The organism is Streptomyces sp. NPDC058307, from assembly GCF_042880295.1.
Lineage (GTDB): Bacteria > Actinomycetota > Actinomycetes > Streptomycetales > Streptomycetaceae > Streptomyces.
In genome coordinates this window covers 1-13,332 of record NZ_JBHVYZ010000074.1, presented here as the reverse complement: position 1 = coordinate 13,332, position 13,332 = coordinate 1, and the positions used below count along the sequence as shown (strand labels likewise).

At 70.0% G+C, this 13,332-nt stretch carries 14 protein-coding genes; 11 read left to right on the top strand and 3 right to left on the bottom strand.

The annotated features are described in order from the left end of the window. Positions 1–10: 10 nt before the first annotated feature. Positions 11–976 (top strand): FecCD family ABC transporter permease, encoded by a 966-nt coding sequence (locus ACFVYN_RS35320; protein WP_390006145.1) that lies wholly within the window; start codon positions 11–13, stop codon positions 974–976. After that, positions 973–1,776: an ABC transporter ATP-binding protein gene (locus tag ACFVYN_RS35315; protein ID WP_390006108.1), complete on the top strand. Its 804-nt coding sequence runs from the start codon at positions 973–975 to the stop codon at positions 1,774–1,776. Before ACFVYN_RS35320 ends, ACFVYN_RS35315 begins: the two co-directional genes overlap by 4 nt. Here the strand turns inward: ACFVYN_RS35315 and ACFVYN_RS35310 are convergent. The 3 genes from ACFVYN_RS35310 to ACFVYN_RS35300 form a co-directional block, all read right to left on the bottom strand. Beyond that, entirely contained in the window at positions 1,769–2,263 is a 495-nt protein-coding gene (locus ACFVYN_RS35310; RefSeq protein WP_390006106.1) for a hypothetical protein, read from the bottom strand. The genes ACFVYN_RS35315 and ACFVYN_RS35310 overlap by 8 nt on opposite strands. Positions 2,264–2,275: 12 nt before the next feature. After that, positions 2,276–2,971: a sigma-70 family RNA polymerase sigma factor gene (locus ACFVYN_RS35305; protein WP_390006105.1), complete on the bottom strand. Its 696-nt coding sequence runs from the start codon at positions 2,969–2,971 to the stop codon at positions 2,276–2,278. 145 nt (positions 2,972–3,116) lie between these two features. Further along, positions 3,117–3,848: a hypothetical protein gene (locus tag ACFVYN_RS35300; protein ID WP_390006103.1), complete on the bottom strand. Its 732-nt coding sequence runs from the start codon at positions 3,846–3,848 to the stop codon at positions 3,117–3,119. 674 nt (positions 3,849–4,522) lie between these two features. Here ACFVYN_RS35300 and ACFVYN_RS35295 point away from each other — a divergent pair. The 9 genes from ACFVYN_RS35295 to ACFVYN_RS35255 all read left to right on the top strand — a co-directional run bounded on the left by ACFVYN_RS35295 (position 4,523) and on the right by ACFVYN_RS35255 (position 13,292). Next, positions 4,523–5,422, top strand: coding sequence for an aromatic prenyltransferase (locus ACFVYN_RS35295; RefSeq protein ID WP_390006102.1), 900 nt, complete (start codon positions 4,523–4,525; stop codon positions 5,420–5,422). Between the two features lie 10 nt (positions 5,423–5,432). Next, positions 5,433–6,554 carry a mevalonate kinase gene (mvk, locus tag ACFVYN_RS35290; RefSeq protein ID WP_390006100.1) on the top strand — a complete coding sequence of 374 codons (1,122 nt, stop codon included), beginning with the start codon at positions 5,433–5,435 and terminating at the stop codon, positions 6,552–6,554. Beyond that, positions 6,544–7,590, top strand: a complete 1,047-nt coding sequence (gene mvaD / locus ACFVYN_RS35285; RefSeq protein ID WP_390006098.1) for a diphosphomevalonate decarboxylase — start codon at positions 6,544–6,546, stop codon at positions 7,588–7,590. The genes mvk and mvaD overlap by 11 nt, the downstream gene beginning before the upstream one ends. Beyond that, the gene (locus tag ACFVYN_RS35280; RefSeq protein ID WP_390006097.1) at positions 7,587–8,693 is read left to right on the top strand and encodes a phosphomevalonate kinase; all 1,107 of its coding nucleotides are present in this window, start codon (positions 7,587–7,589) and stop codon (positions 8,691–8,693) included. Before mvaD ends, ACFVYN_RS35280 begins: the two co-directional genes overlap by 4 nt. Then, positions 8,690–9,781: a type 2 isopentenyl-diphosphate Delta-isomerase gene (fni, locus tag ACFVYN_RS35275; protein ID WP_390006095.1), complete on the top strand. Its 1,092-nt coding sequence runs from the start codon at positions 8,690–8,692 to the stop codon at positions 9,779–9,781. Before ACFVYN_RS35280 ends, fni begins: the two co-directional genes overlap by 4 nt. Beyond that, positions 9,778–10,845: a hydroxymethylglutaryl-CoA reductase gene (locus ACFVYN_RS35270; protein WP_390006094.1), complete on the top strand. Its 1,068-nt coding sequence runs from the start codon at positions 9,778–9,780 to the stop codon at positions 10,843–10,845. Before fni ends, ACFVYN_RS35270 begins: the two co-directional genes overlap by 4 nt. After that, positions 10,842–12,038 carry a hydroxymethylglutaryl-CoA synthase gene (locus ACFVYN_RS35265; RefSeq protein ID WP_390006092.1) on the top strand — a complete coding sequence of 399 codons (1,197 nt, stop codon included), beginning with the start codon at positions 10,842–10,844 and terminating at the stop codon, positions 12,036–12,038. The genes ACFVYN_RS35270 and ACFVYN_RS35265 overlap by 4 nt, the downstream gene beginning before the upstream one ends. Then, the gene (locus tag ACFVYN_RS35260; protein WP_390006090.1) at positions 12,035–13,012 is read left to right on the top strand and encodes a 3-oxoacyl-ACP synthase III family protein; all 978 of its coding nucleotides are present in this window, start codon (positions 12,035–12,037) and stop codon (positions 13,010–13,012) included. The genes ACFVYN_RS35265 and ACFVYN_RS35260 overlap by 4 nt, the downstream gene beginning before the upstream one ends. 88 nt (positions 13,013–13,100) lie before the next feature. Beyond that, positions 13,101–13,292, top strand: a complete 192-nt coding sequence (locus tag ACFVYN_RS35255) for a hypothetical protein (RefSeq protein WP_390006088.1) — start codon at positions 13,101–13,103, stop codon at positions 13,290–13,292. Positions 13,293–13,332: the final 40 nt, after the last annotated feature.

The window sequence follows — 13,332 nt, the reverse complement described above, 5'->3', positions numbered from 1 at the left end:
CGTGGGCGCCATGATCGTCGCGATCAGCATCGGTGCGGTGACGGTGCCGGTGGGTGAGGTGTGGCGGATCATCTGGCGCCATCTGACCGGCGGCGGGACGGTCACGGACCCCGCCATGGACCAGATCGTCTGGAACTTCCGCACTCCGCGCGTCGTGCTGGCGGCGCTGGTCGGCGCGGGACTGGCCGTTGCCGGTGTGGTCCTCCAGGCCGTCGTCGCCAACCCGCTCGCCGACCCGTACGTCCTGGGCGTCTCGTCCGGTGCGTCGCTCGGGGCCGTGCTCGTCATCACGCTCACCAGCGGCGCGCTCGGCGGACTCGGCGTGTCCTCGGCAGCCTTCCTCGGCGCCGCCGCGGCGGCGGCCCTGGTCTTCCTCCTCGGCCAGAAGCAAGGACGTCTCGCACCCACCCGCCTGGTTCTGTCCGGTGTCGCGGTGGGCTACCTGTTCCTGGCCGCCACCAGCTACCTGCAACTGCGGGCGACCCCGACCGAACTGCGCACGGTGATGTTCTGGATGCTGGGCAGCGTCGCCGGTGCCCAGTGGGGGCAGCTGCCCGTGGTCACCACCGTCGTCCTCACCACCACCGTGGTCCTGACCCTTTTCGGCCGCCGGCTCAACGCGCTGCTCGTCGGCGACGAGTCCGCCACCGCCCTCGGCGTCGACGTACACCGGCTGCGCGCCGTCCTGCTGGCGCTGTCCTCCCTGGTGACCGGCACGGTCATCGCCGTCGCCGGCGGGATCGGCTTCGTCGGCCTGATGATCCCCCACCTGGTGCGTCTCACGACCGGCGCCGACCACCGCAGACTGCTCCCCCAGGCCGCCCTGGTCGGCGCCATCTACCTGGTCGTCGTCGACCTGCTCTCCCGCACGGTCAACCGCCCCAACGAACTCCCCCTCGGCATCCTCACCGCCCTGTTCGGGGCACCTTTCTTCCTGTGGCTGCTGCGCCGCAACAAGAGCCTGGACACCGTATGAAGCTCACCGTCGAACAGATTCACGTGGAACTCGGCCACCGCCCGATCCTCCACGACGTGCATCTGGAGGCCCGGCCCGGCGAGATCGTCGGCCTCGTGGGCCCCAACGGCAGCGGCAAGTCCACGCTGCTGCGCACCGTCTACCGCTCTCTACGCCCCCACCGAGGCGTGGTGCGCGTGGACGGCGACGACGTATGGGGACTGACCGCACGCAGCGCCGCCCGCCGCACCGCCGCCGTCCTCCAGGACGCCGGCGGCACCCCGACGGGCATGTGCGTCACCGAGATCGTCGCCCTCGGCCGCACCCCGCACCACGGGCTCATCGGCCGCGACAGCGCCGAGGACCACGAGGCCGTGGACGAGGCTCTCGATCTGTGCGGGATCCGGCACATGGCCGAACGCGACGTCACCTGCCTGTCCGGAGGCGAACGCCAGCGCGTGCTGCTGGCCCGCGCACTCGCTCAGCGACCCCGGCTCCTCGTCCTCGACGAACTCACCAACCACCTCGACATCCGCGCCCGCTTCGAGGTCCTCGACCTCATCCGGGCGACCGGCATCACGACGCTCGCCGTCCTGCACGACCTCGACCTGGCCGCCCGTCTGTGCGATCACCTCGTGGCACTCCACGCGGGACAGGTGGTGGCCGCGGGCCAGGTCCTGGACGTGTTGACGCCCGATCTGCTGCGCGACGTGTTCGGCGTCGCCGCGACCGCCGACCGCCATGCCGACGGCGTCGTACGCATCACCTACGGAGCCCAGCCCCTCGCCCTGGAGCGGCTGTCGGAGGCCAAAGTCAGCTGACGGGCCGGTCGTACTGCGTCCCCTGGCGGACCGAAGGAATGACGTGCGCATTGTGGCGTCGGTGCCGAATCCGCTGCGGGAGGATACGGCCACCCGGACGCGCTCCACGTACTCCCGCCTGCTGCTGCAGCCTGCGTAGGGCAAGACCGCGCGCCTCGCGGGTCTGCAACTCGGCGAACCGGGCCGTCTGCTGCGCGACACCACGCCCGTGATCTTCCGCCACCGAGGACAGCGCCACCTCGATGGCGGACGTACCGCCTCCCGCGGTGATGACATGACCGTCCTTCACCAGGGTTTCGCTGGAGTGCAGGTTGATGTCCGAGAACGGGCGGGCGGGTTCGTCGGATACGCCCCGGTCCGTGGTGGTCCTGCGGCCGTTGAGGACGCCCGCCCAGGCAATCAGGAAGGCACCTGGACCGCCGAGTTGTCCGCTCAGGTGAAGTGGGGACTTCCGCGAGGCTCGGTGCCCACCCGCCAGGACGGGCACCGAGCCTTCCGGTCAGGCCGCCGCGGCAGCCAGGACCGTTGCCACCGAGCGGGGCGGCCGGATGGACGCCGGCTGATCGCTGCTGCCCGCGCAGGGCTTCTCCGGCTCGGCGAGCAGATCCAGAAGCATTGCGCGGGCTCGAGCCACCCGCGAACGGATCGTGCCGACAGGGCAGTCGGTGACCTCGGCCGCTTCCGCATACGAGAGCCCGAGCAACTGGGTGAGGATGAACGCCTCGCGGCGCTCGTCGGGCAGCGCAGCCAGCAGATCGAGGAGCGCAATGCCCTCCTCGAACCCCGGCACGTCGACCGGTTGCACCTGTTCGGCAGCCTGCCGCCAGTCATGGCGATCGGCCAGGCGGGGCCGTGCGGCGGCACGCCGGAAGTCGTCGATCACGGCCCGACGCGCGATCGACAGCAGCCAGGAACGCGCCGAGGAACGCCCCTCGAACCGGTGCAGGCTGCCCAGCGCCCGTAAGAACGTCTCCTGGGTCAGATCGTCCGCCGCCTGCGGGTCCGCACTCAGGTGGGCGACGTAGCGCAACACGTCGCTGTGCAGGGCACGGATGAAACGCTCGACGGCATCCGCATCGCCGCCTCGGGCGGCCAACGCCCATCCAGTGATCAGTTCGTCGACCTCTTCGGTCTTGTCGTGCTTCTTACGTTTCTTGCGTCGCCCGCGTAATGCGGGCAGGGCAGGAGCAAGCACCTGGGGTCCTTTGCGAATCACGCATGGACCGGCGCGCAGACACGCCGGTCCAGCAACAGGGGGACTGTGGCCGCGCGCGGGCACGACCGCAAACCGAGGCACGGTGTCGACTACACCGGAAAGCGGCCTCGGGGCAGCTGCTGTTCTAGACGACAGCGGCCCTTGAAGGCGGTCCCCGAATCGTGACCGCGCGAACGAGGTGCAGACGGTACGGCGCCCAGCGCGAACGCCTCCGCCTCACGAGACGGCGAGGACGCCGCGGCAGCGCGGGCAGGGCGAGCACCAGTCGCAGCGGCGCCGCCAGCCACCCGGCCACGGCGCGCAGCACACGGTACGCACCCCGTTCGCCGCACCCCAGCCACAGGCCGCACAATACGGCGGCCACCAGGTGGGCCCCGGACATGCCGAGCGACGGCATACCGTTCACCAGCCAATGCCCCAGAACGGCGCGAGGGCCCGCCGCCATGTGGGCCGAGTGGCTCATGCCTGTGGAGCGCATGTTCATGTGCATGGAATGGACGTCCATGCCAGGCATACCCATGGAGTTCATGTCATGCCGCATGGAGCCCATCGGCATGGCGCCCATGCCATCGCGGGACGCGTCCGAGTGGGTCAACCCCACGGCCGACTGGGCGAGCGAGAACCCCCGGTGGAGGACTGTCTGGGCTCCCACCACAAGCGACACGATCAGTGCCAACCCGCGTTCCCGGCCGGCGAACGCCCAGCCCGCGGCACCTGTTCCGACCACCCCGGCGAGCAGTGCCCACCAGGGCACCGAACAGCCGGACATCATGATGTGCCCCAGTGCAGCGAGCAGCACGCACACGGCCGCGAACACTGCGGCCCGTACCGTACGCGCACCCGATCCGGCATCCATGACTGGCTTCATCCTTGCACCCGGAGCGCGGTCGTTACGGATCACTACGCAAGTTGGCCGGGTGTCACCCTCACAGAGAGCGGTGTGAACAAATACCTGGCGAAGGCGGGGAACTCCCCGGATGTACTGGCCGACTCTCTCAAGAGAGCCATCGTGGCAATGAGTGAGTTCGACGGGGTCGGTCCTCCCAAGGGGCATCGACAGAGCATGGGAAGAGACTTGATCACGGGTGGGAGAAGGCGCCCGACGCCTGAAGTCCTTGACCAGGCCTGTCAGTTCGCGACCGCTTCCCCCGCAACCCGCCTCCAGGTGACGCACGTCACTATTGAGGGCTCTTGGTGAAGGTGCGCCCCGCGTGTCACTATTCCTGCACGCCAACCCTGCCCAAAAACTGCTGACGCTGCAGATTGAGCATCCCCCTCCGCACGCGCCCTCACGGCTGCCGGAGGCTGGAGCGGCGTCGGTCGGCGGCTTCGGATCCGAACCCGCCGGGCCCCCACCAACGCGTGCGCGGGCCAACTCTTCGGCAGCTCAAGGCACGGCCGACTCATTTCTCCCGTGGTGCCGATGACATGCGCGTCACGAGCACCGGCATCCGTCGCCGCCCACGACGCCGCGTTGCGCTTCCACTTCGCACCCGCGCCCGCACGCCAAGATCTACAAATGGAGGAAGAATGTCAGACTCCGCTGAATTGACGGACCTGTACTCGGCCATTGAGGAAACGGCTCGGGTGATGGGTGTGGCGAGTTCACGTACCAAGGTCTCGCCTGTCCTGACCGCGTACCAGCATGTGATGGCCCAGGCCGTGATCTCTTTCCGGGCACAGACCGGCCCGCGCGGCATCGGAGATCTCGACTGCCGCTGGACGATGCTCCCCAAGGACCTCGATCCGTACCGCGTCGCCCTGTCCAGCGACCTCATCGCGGAGACGGACCACCCCGTGGGCATCCTGCCGGGGGAGATCCACCGGCAGTTCCCCGTCAACGGCTACGGCTTCGACTTCGGCGTCGCCGGCGGCTTCAAGAAGACCTGGTCCTTCTTCGACGCGGCAGCCCCGCACTCGGTGGCGGCGCTCGGCGACCTTCCGTCCATGCCGCCCAGCGTGTCCGAGAACCTCGGTTTCTTCACGAAACACGGTCTGGCCGACCTGGTGAACACGGTGGGAATCGACTACGTGAAGCGGACGGTGAACCTGTACTTCGCCCGGCCGTCGGCGGAAGCCTTCGCGCCGGACGGCGTCCGGTCGATCCTCCGTGACGCCGGCATGCCCGAGGCCAGCGAGCAGCTGCTGCACTTCTCCGAGCAGGCGTTCGGCGTCTACACCACCATGAGCTGGGACACCTCGAAGGTCGAGCGGGTCACCTTCGCCGCCAGGACCACGGCCCCCCTGGAGCTCCCCGTGGACATGGACCCGAGTCTCGAGCGGCTCGTGAAAGAGGCTCCCTACGACACCGTCGGCCGGCAGTTCGTCTACGGCATCTCGGCAACTCCCAAGGGCGAGTTCCACAAGATCCAGTCGTACTACCAGTGGCACGACCGGGTGGTGTCGATGCTGGAGCCGGTCGACGCCTGACAGGCCTCCAGTGGGAGGAATCCGCAGACGGAGCAATCTGCACACAAGGGTTTGCAGGGACACGGAACGTGGGCCCCTGCACACCTTCTTTCGTTCGCAGAAACGACAAAGGGGGCTGAGTGCGTTGACTCTACCGACCTCAGCGCAGGGGATATCGGAAAGTCGCCTGGCTCGCTCGGTCGGAATCGGCCGCGCCCACGCGAAGGCCATCGTGCTGGGTGAGCACGCGGTCGTGTACGGTGCCCCGGCGCTCGCTCTTCCGGTCCGGCAACTGACCGTCACGGCAAGTGCCGGGTGGTCTGCTCGCTCCCCTGACGACACGGGCGATGTGTCCCTGACGACGACCGGTTCCGCGGCCCGGCCGAGGGAAACGCAGGCCTCCGACGGTCTGCGCCGGTTGACCGCCGAGTTCCGGGCAACCATGGGTCTGACCGAACCGCTGCACCTCGATCTGATCATCGACTGTGCGATCCCGGCCGGCCGAGGGCTCGGTTCCAGCGCTGCGTGTGCCCGCGCGGTCGTCCTCGCGCTGGCCGATCTCTTCGGTCGCGACGTATCGCCGAGCACGGCGTTCGACCTGGTGCAGACAGCCGAGAACGTGGCTCACGGCCGGGCCAGCGGCGTCGATGCCCTGGCCGTCGGTGCCCGTGCCCCGATGCTGTTCCAGGCAGGCGAGGCCCAGGAACTGTCCATCGGCTGCGACGGCTTGTTCATCGTCGCGGACAGCGGCGAGATGGGCAGGACGAAGGACGCGGTCGAGCTGTTGCGTACCGAGTTCCAGCGGCATTCCGGGGCGCAGGAGGCATTCGTGCGCCGGGCGTCGCGGCTGACCGAGGAGGCCCGCCAGGCCCTCACCGACGGCAAGCCGGCACAGCTCGGCGCGCGCCTCACGGCGTACCACGAACTGCTCCGCGCGGTCGGCCTCAGTACCGACCGGATCGACGCACTGGTCGAAGCCGCGCTCACGGCAGGCAGCCTCGGAGCCAAGATCACCGGCGGGGGCATGGGCGGCTGCGTGATCGCGCTGACCCGGCCGGAGCACGCAAGGGAGGTCACCCGGCGCCTGCGGCAGGCCGGCGCCGTCCAGACCTGGGACGTACCGCTGAAAGGGCACGCCGACCATGCGCTCTGAACACCGGACCACTACCGTCCAAATCCGGGAACCGCACACCGAGGGCTGCGCCACCGCCGTGGCGCACCCGAACATCGCGCTGATCAAATACTGGGGCAAGCGCGACGAGCGGCTCGTGCTGCCGCGGACCGACAGCCTGTCACTGACCCTGGACGTCTTCCCCACGACCACCCGCGTCCGGCTCGCTCCCGAGGCACTGCACGACGAAGTGACGTTCGGCGGTGTGCCCGCGCAGGGCGAGGCCCGGCGCCGGATCATCGCCTTCCTCGAACTGGTGCGGGAGCGGGCCCGGCTCCCCCAACGGGCCGTCGTGGACACCGAGAACACCGTTCCCACCGGGGCGGGCCTGGCATCCTCGGCCAGCGGGTTCGCCGCGCTCGCCCTCGCCGCGTCCACCGCGTACGGGCTCGATCTCGACCCCACCGCGCTGTCCCGCCTGGCCCGGCGAGGCTCCGGGTCCGCTTCGCGGTCGATCTTCGGCGGCTTCGCGATCTGGCACGCCGGCCGGGACACGGATCCCGACCCGGACCTCGGCTCCTACGCCAGGCCGGTGCCGGCGGGAGACCTCGACCCGGCGCTGGTCGTCGCGGTGGTCGACGCGGGGCCCAAGACCGTCTCCAGCCGTGAGGCCATGCGGCGGACCGTGGACACCTCGCCGCTGTACCCGTCGTGGGCCGCCTCCAGCGAGGACGACCTCGCCGAGATGCGACGGGCGCTACTGAGGGCCGACCTCGACGCGGTCGGGGAGATCGCGGAACGCAACGCGCTCGGCATGCACGCGACGATGCTGGCGGCGCGCCCGGCGGTGCGGTATCTGTCGCCGGCCACGCTCACCGTGCTCGACAGCGTGCTGCAGCTCAGACGTGACGGCGTACCGGCGTACGCGACCATGGACGCCGGTCCGAACGTCAAGCTGCTCTGCCGCCGTACGGACGCGCACCGGGTGGCCGGGGCCGTGCGCGCCGCCGTCCCGGCGGGCACGGTGCACATCGCCGGACCGGGCCAGGGCGCCCACCTGCTGGACGAGGCGCTGTGACGTCCCGCCCGGGAACCGTCGTCCGGCGTGCGCCGGGCAAGTTGTTCGTCGCGGGCGAGTACGCGGTGGTGGAGCCCGGCAACCCGGCGATCCTGATGGCGGTCGACCGGCATGTCACCGTCACCGTGTCCCCCGTCGAAACCGGCGTCGTGATCTCCTCCGACCTCGCCGCGCGGCCGGTGCCCATGCGCTGGCGGGACGGCAGGCTCGGCGCAGCCGACGCGCAGCGCGCCCGCGACGGGCTGGCACATGTGGTGGCGGCCGTCGAGGTGGTGGGCCGACTGCTGGGCGAACGCGGCATGCCCGCGCCGGCCTGCGAGGTTTCGATCAGCAGCCGACTGCACGACAACGGCACCAAGTTCGGCCTGGGATCCAGTGGTGCGGTCACCGTGGCGACCGTCGCGGCCGTTGCGTCCTTCTGCGGGCTGCGGCTGTCGCGCGACGACCGGTTCCGTCTGGCGATGCTCGCGACGGCCGGCATCGATGCCAAGGCCTCCGGCGGTGATCTCGCCGCCAGCACATGGGGCGGCTGGATCGCCTATCAGGCACCCGACAGGGCCGCCGTGCTCGACCTGGCCCGGCGCCGGGGCGTCGAGGAGACGCTGCGCGCCCCCTGGCCCGGTTTCGGAGTACGCCGGCTGCCTGCCCCGCACGGCCTCTCCCTGGAGGTCGGCTGGACCGGCACACCCGCCTCCACCGCATCCCTCGTCTCCGACCTGAACCGGCGGACCTGGCGGGGCACCGCGTCGCACCGGAGCTTCACGGAGACCACCACCGACTGTGTGCGCGCCTCGGTCTCCGCACTCGAGCGAGGCGACGGCGCGGAGCTGCTGCGCCAGATCCGTCGCGCCCGGCGGGAGTTGGCCCGGCTCGACGACGAGGTCGGGCTGGGCATCTTCACACCCGGTCTGACAGCACTGTGCGACGCCACCGAAGCGGTCGGCGGCGCGGCCAAACCCTCCGGTGCGGGGGGCGGCGACTGCGGTATCGCGCTGCTGGACGCCCAGGCGGCGGCGCGGATCTCTCAGCTACGGCAACGGTGGGCCACGGCCGGGGTGCGACCCCTGCCGATCCGTCCCGCCATGGAAGGGAACGAGGAATGATCGCTCAACGCAAGGACGACCACGTCCGGCTCGCCGTCGAGCAGCAGCACGGCCACCTCGGACGCAACCAGTTCGACGAGGTGTCGTTCGTCCACCACGCCCTGGCCGGCATCGACCGGCCGGACGTGTCGTCGGCCACGACCTTCGCCGGCATCACCTGGCAGGTGCCCCTGTACATCAACGCGATGACCGGTGGCAGCCTCAAGACGGGTGAGATCAACCGGGATCTGGCCATCGCCGCCCACGAGACCGGCGTGCCCATCGCGTCGGGATCCATGAGCGCGTACTTCAAGGACCCGTCGTGCGCCGACACGTTCCGCGTGCTGCGCCAGAAGAACCCGGACGGGTTCGTCCTGGCGAACGTCAACGCGACGGCCTCGGTCGACAAGGCACAGCGGGCCGTCGACCTGCTGCAGGCCAACGCCCTGCAGATCCACGTCAACACGGCGCAGGAGACGGTGATGCCGGAGGGCGACCGGTCCTTCTCGTCCTGGGTCCCGCAGATCGAGCGGATCGTGGCGGCGGTCGACGTACCCGTGATCGTCAAGGAGGTCGGTTTCGGGCTCAGCCGGGAGACCGTCCTGCTGCTGCGGGAGCTGGGCGTGCGGGTGGCGGACCTCGGCGGACGGGGCGGCACGGACTTCGCCCGCATCGAGAACGGCAGGCGAGAACTCGCCGACTACGCGTACCTCGAGGGCTGGGGCCAGTCCACTGCCGCCTGTCTGCTGGACACCCAAGGCGTCGGCATCCCCGTGCTGGCCTCCGGGGGTGTCCGCAATCCGCTCGACGTGGCCCGCGCGCTGGCACTCGGCGCGTCCGGCGTCGGAGTGTCCGGCGGATTCCTCCGCACGCTGATGGACGACGGTGTCTCGGCGCTGATCGCGCAGATCTCGACGTGGCTCGACCAGCTGACCGCGCTGATGACCATGCTCGGCGCGCGTACTCCGGCCGAGCTGACGCGCTGCGACGTGCTGCTCCACGGCTCCCTTCGGGACTTCTGCACCGACCGTGGCATCGAGACGGGGCGGTTCGCCCGGCGTTCAGCCAGCCTCGACGCCCTGACCGAGATGACGGGAATCACACGATGACCGAGACGCACGCGATCGCCGGGGTCCCGATGAAGTGGGTGGGCCCCCTGCGGATCTCGGGGAACGTCGCCGACGTCGAGACCCAGGTCCCGCTCGCCACCTACGAGACGCCGCTGTGGCCCTCGGTGGGCCGTGGGGCGAAGGTCTCCACGATGACCGAGCGGGGCATCGTCGCCACCCTCGTCGACGAACGGATGACGCGTTCGGTGCTCGTGGAGGCGACGGACGCGCAGACCGCGTACACGGCCGCACGGACCATCGACGCACGGCTGGGCGAGCTGAAGGAGGTGGTCCGCGGTTGCAGCAGGTTCGCCGAGCTCATCGGCATCCGGCACGAGATCAACGCCAACCTTCTGTTCATCCGGTTCGAGTTCACCACCGGAGACGCCTCCGGGCACAACATGGCGACACTGGCGTCCGACGCGCTCCTTCAGCATCTGCTGCGGACCGTTCCGGGAATCTCCTACGGATCGATCTCGGGAAACTACTGCACCGACAAGAAGGCGACCGCGGTCAACGGCATCCTCGGCCGCGGCAAGAACGTGGTCACAGAGCTGCTCGTGCCGCGCGACGTGGTGGAGCGCGTGCTGCACACGACGGCCGCCCGGATCGTCCAGCTCAACGTACGCAAGAACATGCTCGGCACACTGCTCGCCGGTGGCATCCGCTCCGCCAACGCCCACTTCGCCAACATGCTGCTCGGGTTCTACCTGGCGACGGGTCAGGACGCGGCCAACATCGTCGAGGGATCGCAGGGCGTCGTCATGGCCGAGGACCGCGACGGCGACCTCTACTTCGCCTGCACGCTGCCCAACCTGATCGTGGGCACCGTGGGCAACGGCAAGGGGCTTCCCTTCGTGGAGACCAACCTGGACCTGCTCGACTGCACGGCCGAGCGCGCCCCGGGAGAGAACGCGCGCAGGCTTGCCGTCATCGCGGCGGCGACCGTGCTGTGCGGCGAGCTCTCCCTGCTGGCGGCACAGACGAACCCGGGCGAACTCATGCGCGCCCATGTCCAACTGGAACGCGGCAGCACGACGAAAAAGGTGGGTGCTCAGGCATGACCGGCGAAACGGCCATAGGAATTCACGATCTGTCCTTCGCGACGACCGAGTTCGTACTGCCGCACACGGCGCTCGCCGAGTACAACGGCACCGACATCGGCAAGTACCACGTGGGCATCGGCCAGCAGTCGATGAGTGTGCCCGCCGCCGACGAGGACATCGTGACCATGGGCGCGACCGCGGCCGCTCCACTGGTCGCCCGGCACGGCACGGACCGCATCCGGACGGTCGTGTTCGCGACGGAGTCCTCGATCGACCAGGCCAAGTCGGCCGGTGTGTACGTCCATTCGCTGCTCGGGCTGCCGTCGGCCACCCGGGTCGTCGAACTCAAGCAAGCCTGCTACGGGGCGACGGCGGCCCTGCAGTTCGCCATCGGGCTCGTCCACCGCGACCCCGCCCAGCAGGTCCTCGTGATCGCGAGCGACGTCTCCAAATACGACCTGGACAGCCCGGGCGAAGCGACGCAGGGTGCGGCGGCGGTGGCCATGCTGGTCGGCGCGGACCCCGCGCTGGTGCGCGTCGAGGGGCCCTCCGGCCTGTTCACCGCCGACGTCATGGACTTCTGGCGCCCGAACTACCGGGACACCGCGCTGGTCGACGGGCAGGAGTCCATCACCGCCTACCTCCAGGCGGTGGAGGGTGCCTGGAAGGACTACCTGGGGCAGGGGGGCCGCTCGCTGGAGGAGTTCAGCGCGTTCTGCTACCACCAGCCGTTCACGAAGATGGCCTACAAGGCGCACCACCACCTGCTGAACTTCTGCGGGTACGTCACCGATGTGGCGCGGATCGCGCGGGCCATCGGGCAGACCACGGCCTACAACAGGGTCGTCGGCAACAGCTACACCGCGTCGGTGTACCTCGCGCTGGCCGCGTTGCTCGACCAGGCGGAGGACCTGACCGGGCAGTCCATCGGCTTCCTCAGCTACGGATCCGGCAGTGTCGCCGAGTTCTTCGCCGGGACCGTCGTACCCGGATACCGAGAGCACCTGCGGACCGAGGAACACCGCGAGGCGATCGACCGGCGTCGGCCGGTGGACTACGCCGGCTACCGCGAGCTGCACGGGCGGACGTTCCCGGCCGACGGTGGCGACCACCTCACCCCTGCGCAGACCACCGGTCCCTTCCGGATGGCCGGGCTCAGCGGTCACAAGCGCGTCTACGAGCGGCGCCTCCAGGGGCGGACGGCCGTATGACCGACATCGGGATCCTCGGTACGGGTGCCTATGTGCCGGACCGGATCGTCTCCAATGACGAGGCCGGTGCGCCGGCCGGGGTCGACGACGCCTGGATCACTCGAAAGACCGCGATCCGGGAGCGACGCTGGGCCGCGCCCGAGCAGGCCACCTCCGATCTGGCCACGGCCGCGGGACGGGCGGCGCTGCGTTCGGCCGGCATCACCGCCGCTCAGCTGTCCGTGATCGTGGTGGCGACCTCCACGCCGGACCGGCCCCAGCCGCCGACGGCGGCTTATGTACAGCATCGACTCGGTGCGGTCGGTGCGGCGGCGTTCGACGTCAACGCCGTCTGTTCCGGCAGCGTGTTCGCGCTGTGCGCGGCCGAGAGCGTGCTCGCGAGACGCGGCGGCCATGCGCTGGTCATCGGCGCCGACCTGTACTCGCGCATCCTGAACCCGGCCGATCGCAAGACGGTCGTCCTGTTCGGTGACGGTGCCGGCGGGCTGGTTCTGGGCCCGAGCACCCGGGGCCCACGCGTGCGGCACGTCGCACTGCACACGTTCGGCGCACTGGCCGGGCTGATCGAGGTGCCCGCCGGCGGCAGCCGACTGCCCTGCGACGAGCCCGCCCTCGCCGCGGGTCTGCAGTACTTCGCGATGGACGGGCGGGAGGTGCGCCGCTTCGTCATGGAGCAGCTGCCTCAACTGACCAAGCAGTTCCTCCACGAGGCCGGTGTCGTGCCCGACGACATCAGCCACTTCGTCCCGCACCAGGCCAACGGCGTCATGCTCGACGCCGTCGCCGCGGATCTGCCTCTGCCGCGCGCCACCACACACCGGACGCTGACGCACTACGGCAACACGGGCGCGGCCTCCATCCCGATCACCCTGGACGCGGCCGCCCGCGAGGGCAGCTTCCGCCCTGGGGAGCTGATCCTCCTCGCCGGTTTCGGCGGCGGCATGGCGGCCGGGTTCGCGCTGGTGGAGTGGTGATGACGACCCTGACCGCCCGGATACCGGGGTCGAACCCGACGCGCGGTCACTGTTCCCGGTCTGGGCACGCGGGGGCTTCACCGTGGCCATGGGTGACATCTCGGACACGTTCATGACCCTCGCCGCAATCGCGCCCCTCGCTGACGCGTCCATCGGCATCGAGGGCATCGGACACGCGCGGCCGAAGGAGTCCGACCATGTCGCCGCCGTCATGTGGCGTTTGTTTTCCAACCATGAACTCCCTTCGTACACCGGCCGGTTGGCAGAGGAGCTTCGTTGAGCAGGTTGCGCTGGCTGACCGCGGGGGAGTCCCACGGTCC

What these genes read in the sequence shown, in the direction of transcription:
- ACFVYN_RS35320 (WP_390006145.1), top strand. Translation starts at nt 11, where the DNA reads ATGATCGTCGCGATCAGCATCGGTGCGGTGACGGTGCCGGTGGGTGAG.
- ACFVYN_RS35315 (WP_390006108.1), top strand. Translation starts at nt 973, where the DNA reads ATGAAGCTCACCGTCGAACAGATTCACGTGGAACTCGGCCACCGCCCG.
- ACFVYN_RS35300 (WP_390006103.1), bottom strand. Translation starts at nt 3,848, where the DNA reads ATGGATGCCGGATCGGGTGCGCGTACGGTACGGGCCGCAGTGTTCGCG.
- ACFVYN_RS35295 (WP_390006102.1), top strand. Translation starts at nt 4,523, where the DNA reads ATGTCAGACTCCGCTGAATTGACGGACCTGTACTCGGCCATTGAGGAA.
- mvaD (WP_390006098.1), top strand. Translation starts at nt 6,544, where the DNA reads ATGCGCTCTGAACACCGGACCACTACCGTCCAAATCCGGGAACCGCAC.
- fni (WP_390006095.1), top strand. Translation starts at nt 8,690, where the DNA reads ATGATCGCTCAACGCAAGGACGACCACGTCCGGCTCGCCGTCGAGCAG.
- ACFVYN_RS35270 (WP_390006094.1), top strand. Translation starts at nt 9,778, where the DNA reads ATGACCGAGACGCACGCGATCGCCGGGGTCCCGATGAAGTGGGTGGGC.
- ACFVYN_RS35265 (WP_390006092.1), top strand. Translation starts at nt 10,842, where the DNA reads ATGACCGGCGAAACGGCCATAGGAATTCACGATCTGTCCTTCGCGACG.
- ACFVYN_RS35260 (WP_390006090.1), top strand. Translation starts at nt 12,035, where the DNA reads ATGACCGACATCGGGATCCTCGGTACGGGTGCCTATGTGCCGGACCGG.
- ACFVYN_RS35255 (WP_390006088.1), top strand. Translation starts at nt 13,101, where the DNA reads ATGGGTGACATCTCGGACACGTTCATGACCCTCGCCGCAATCGCGCCC.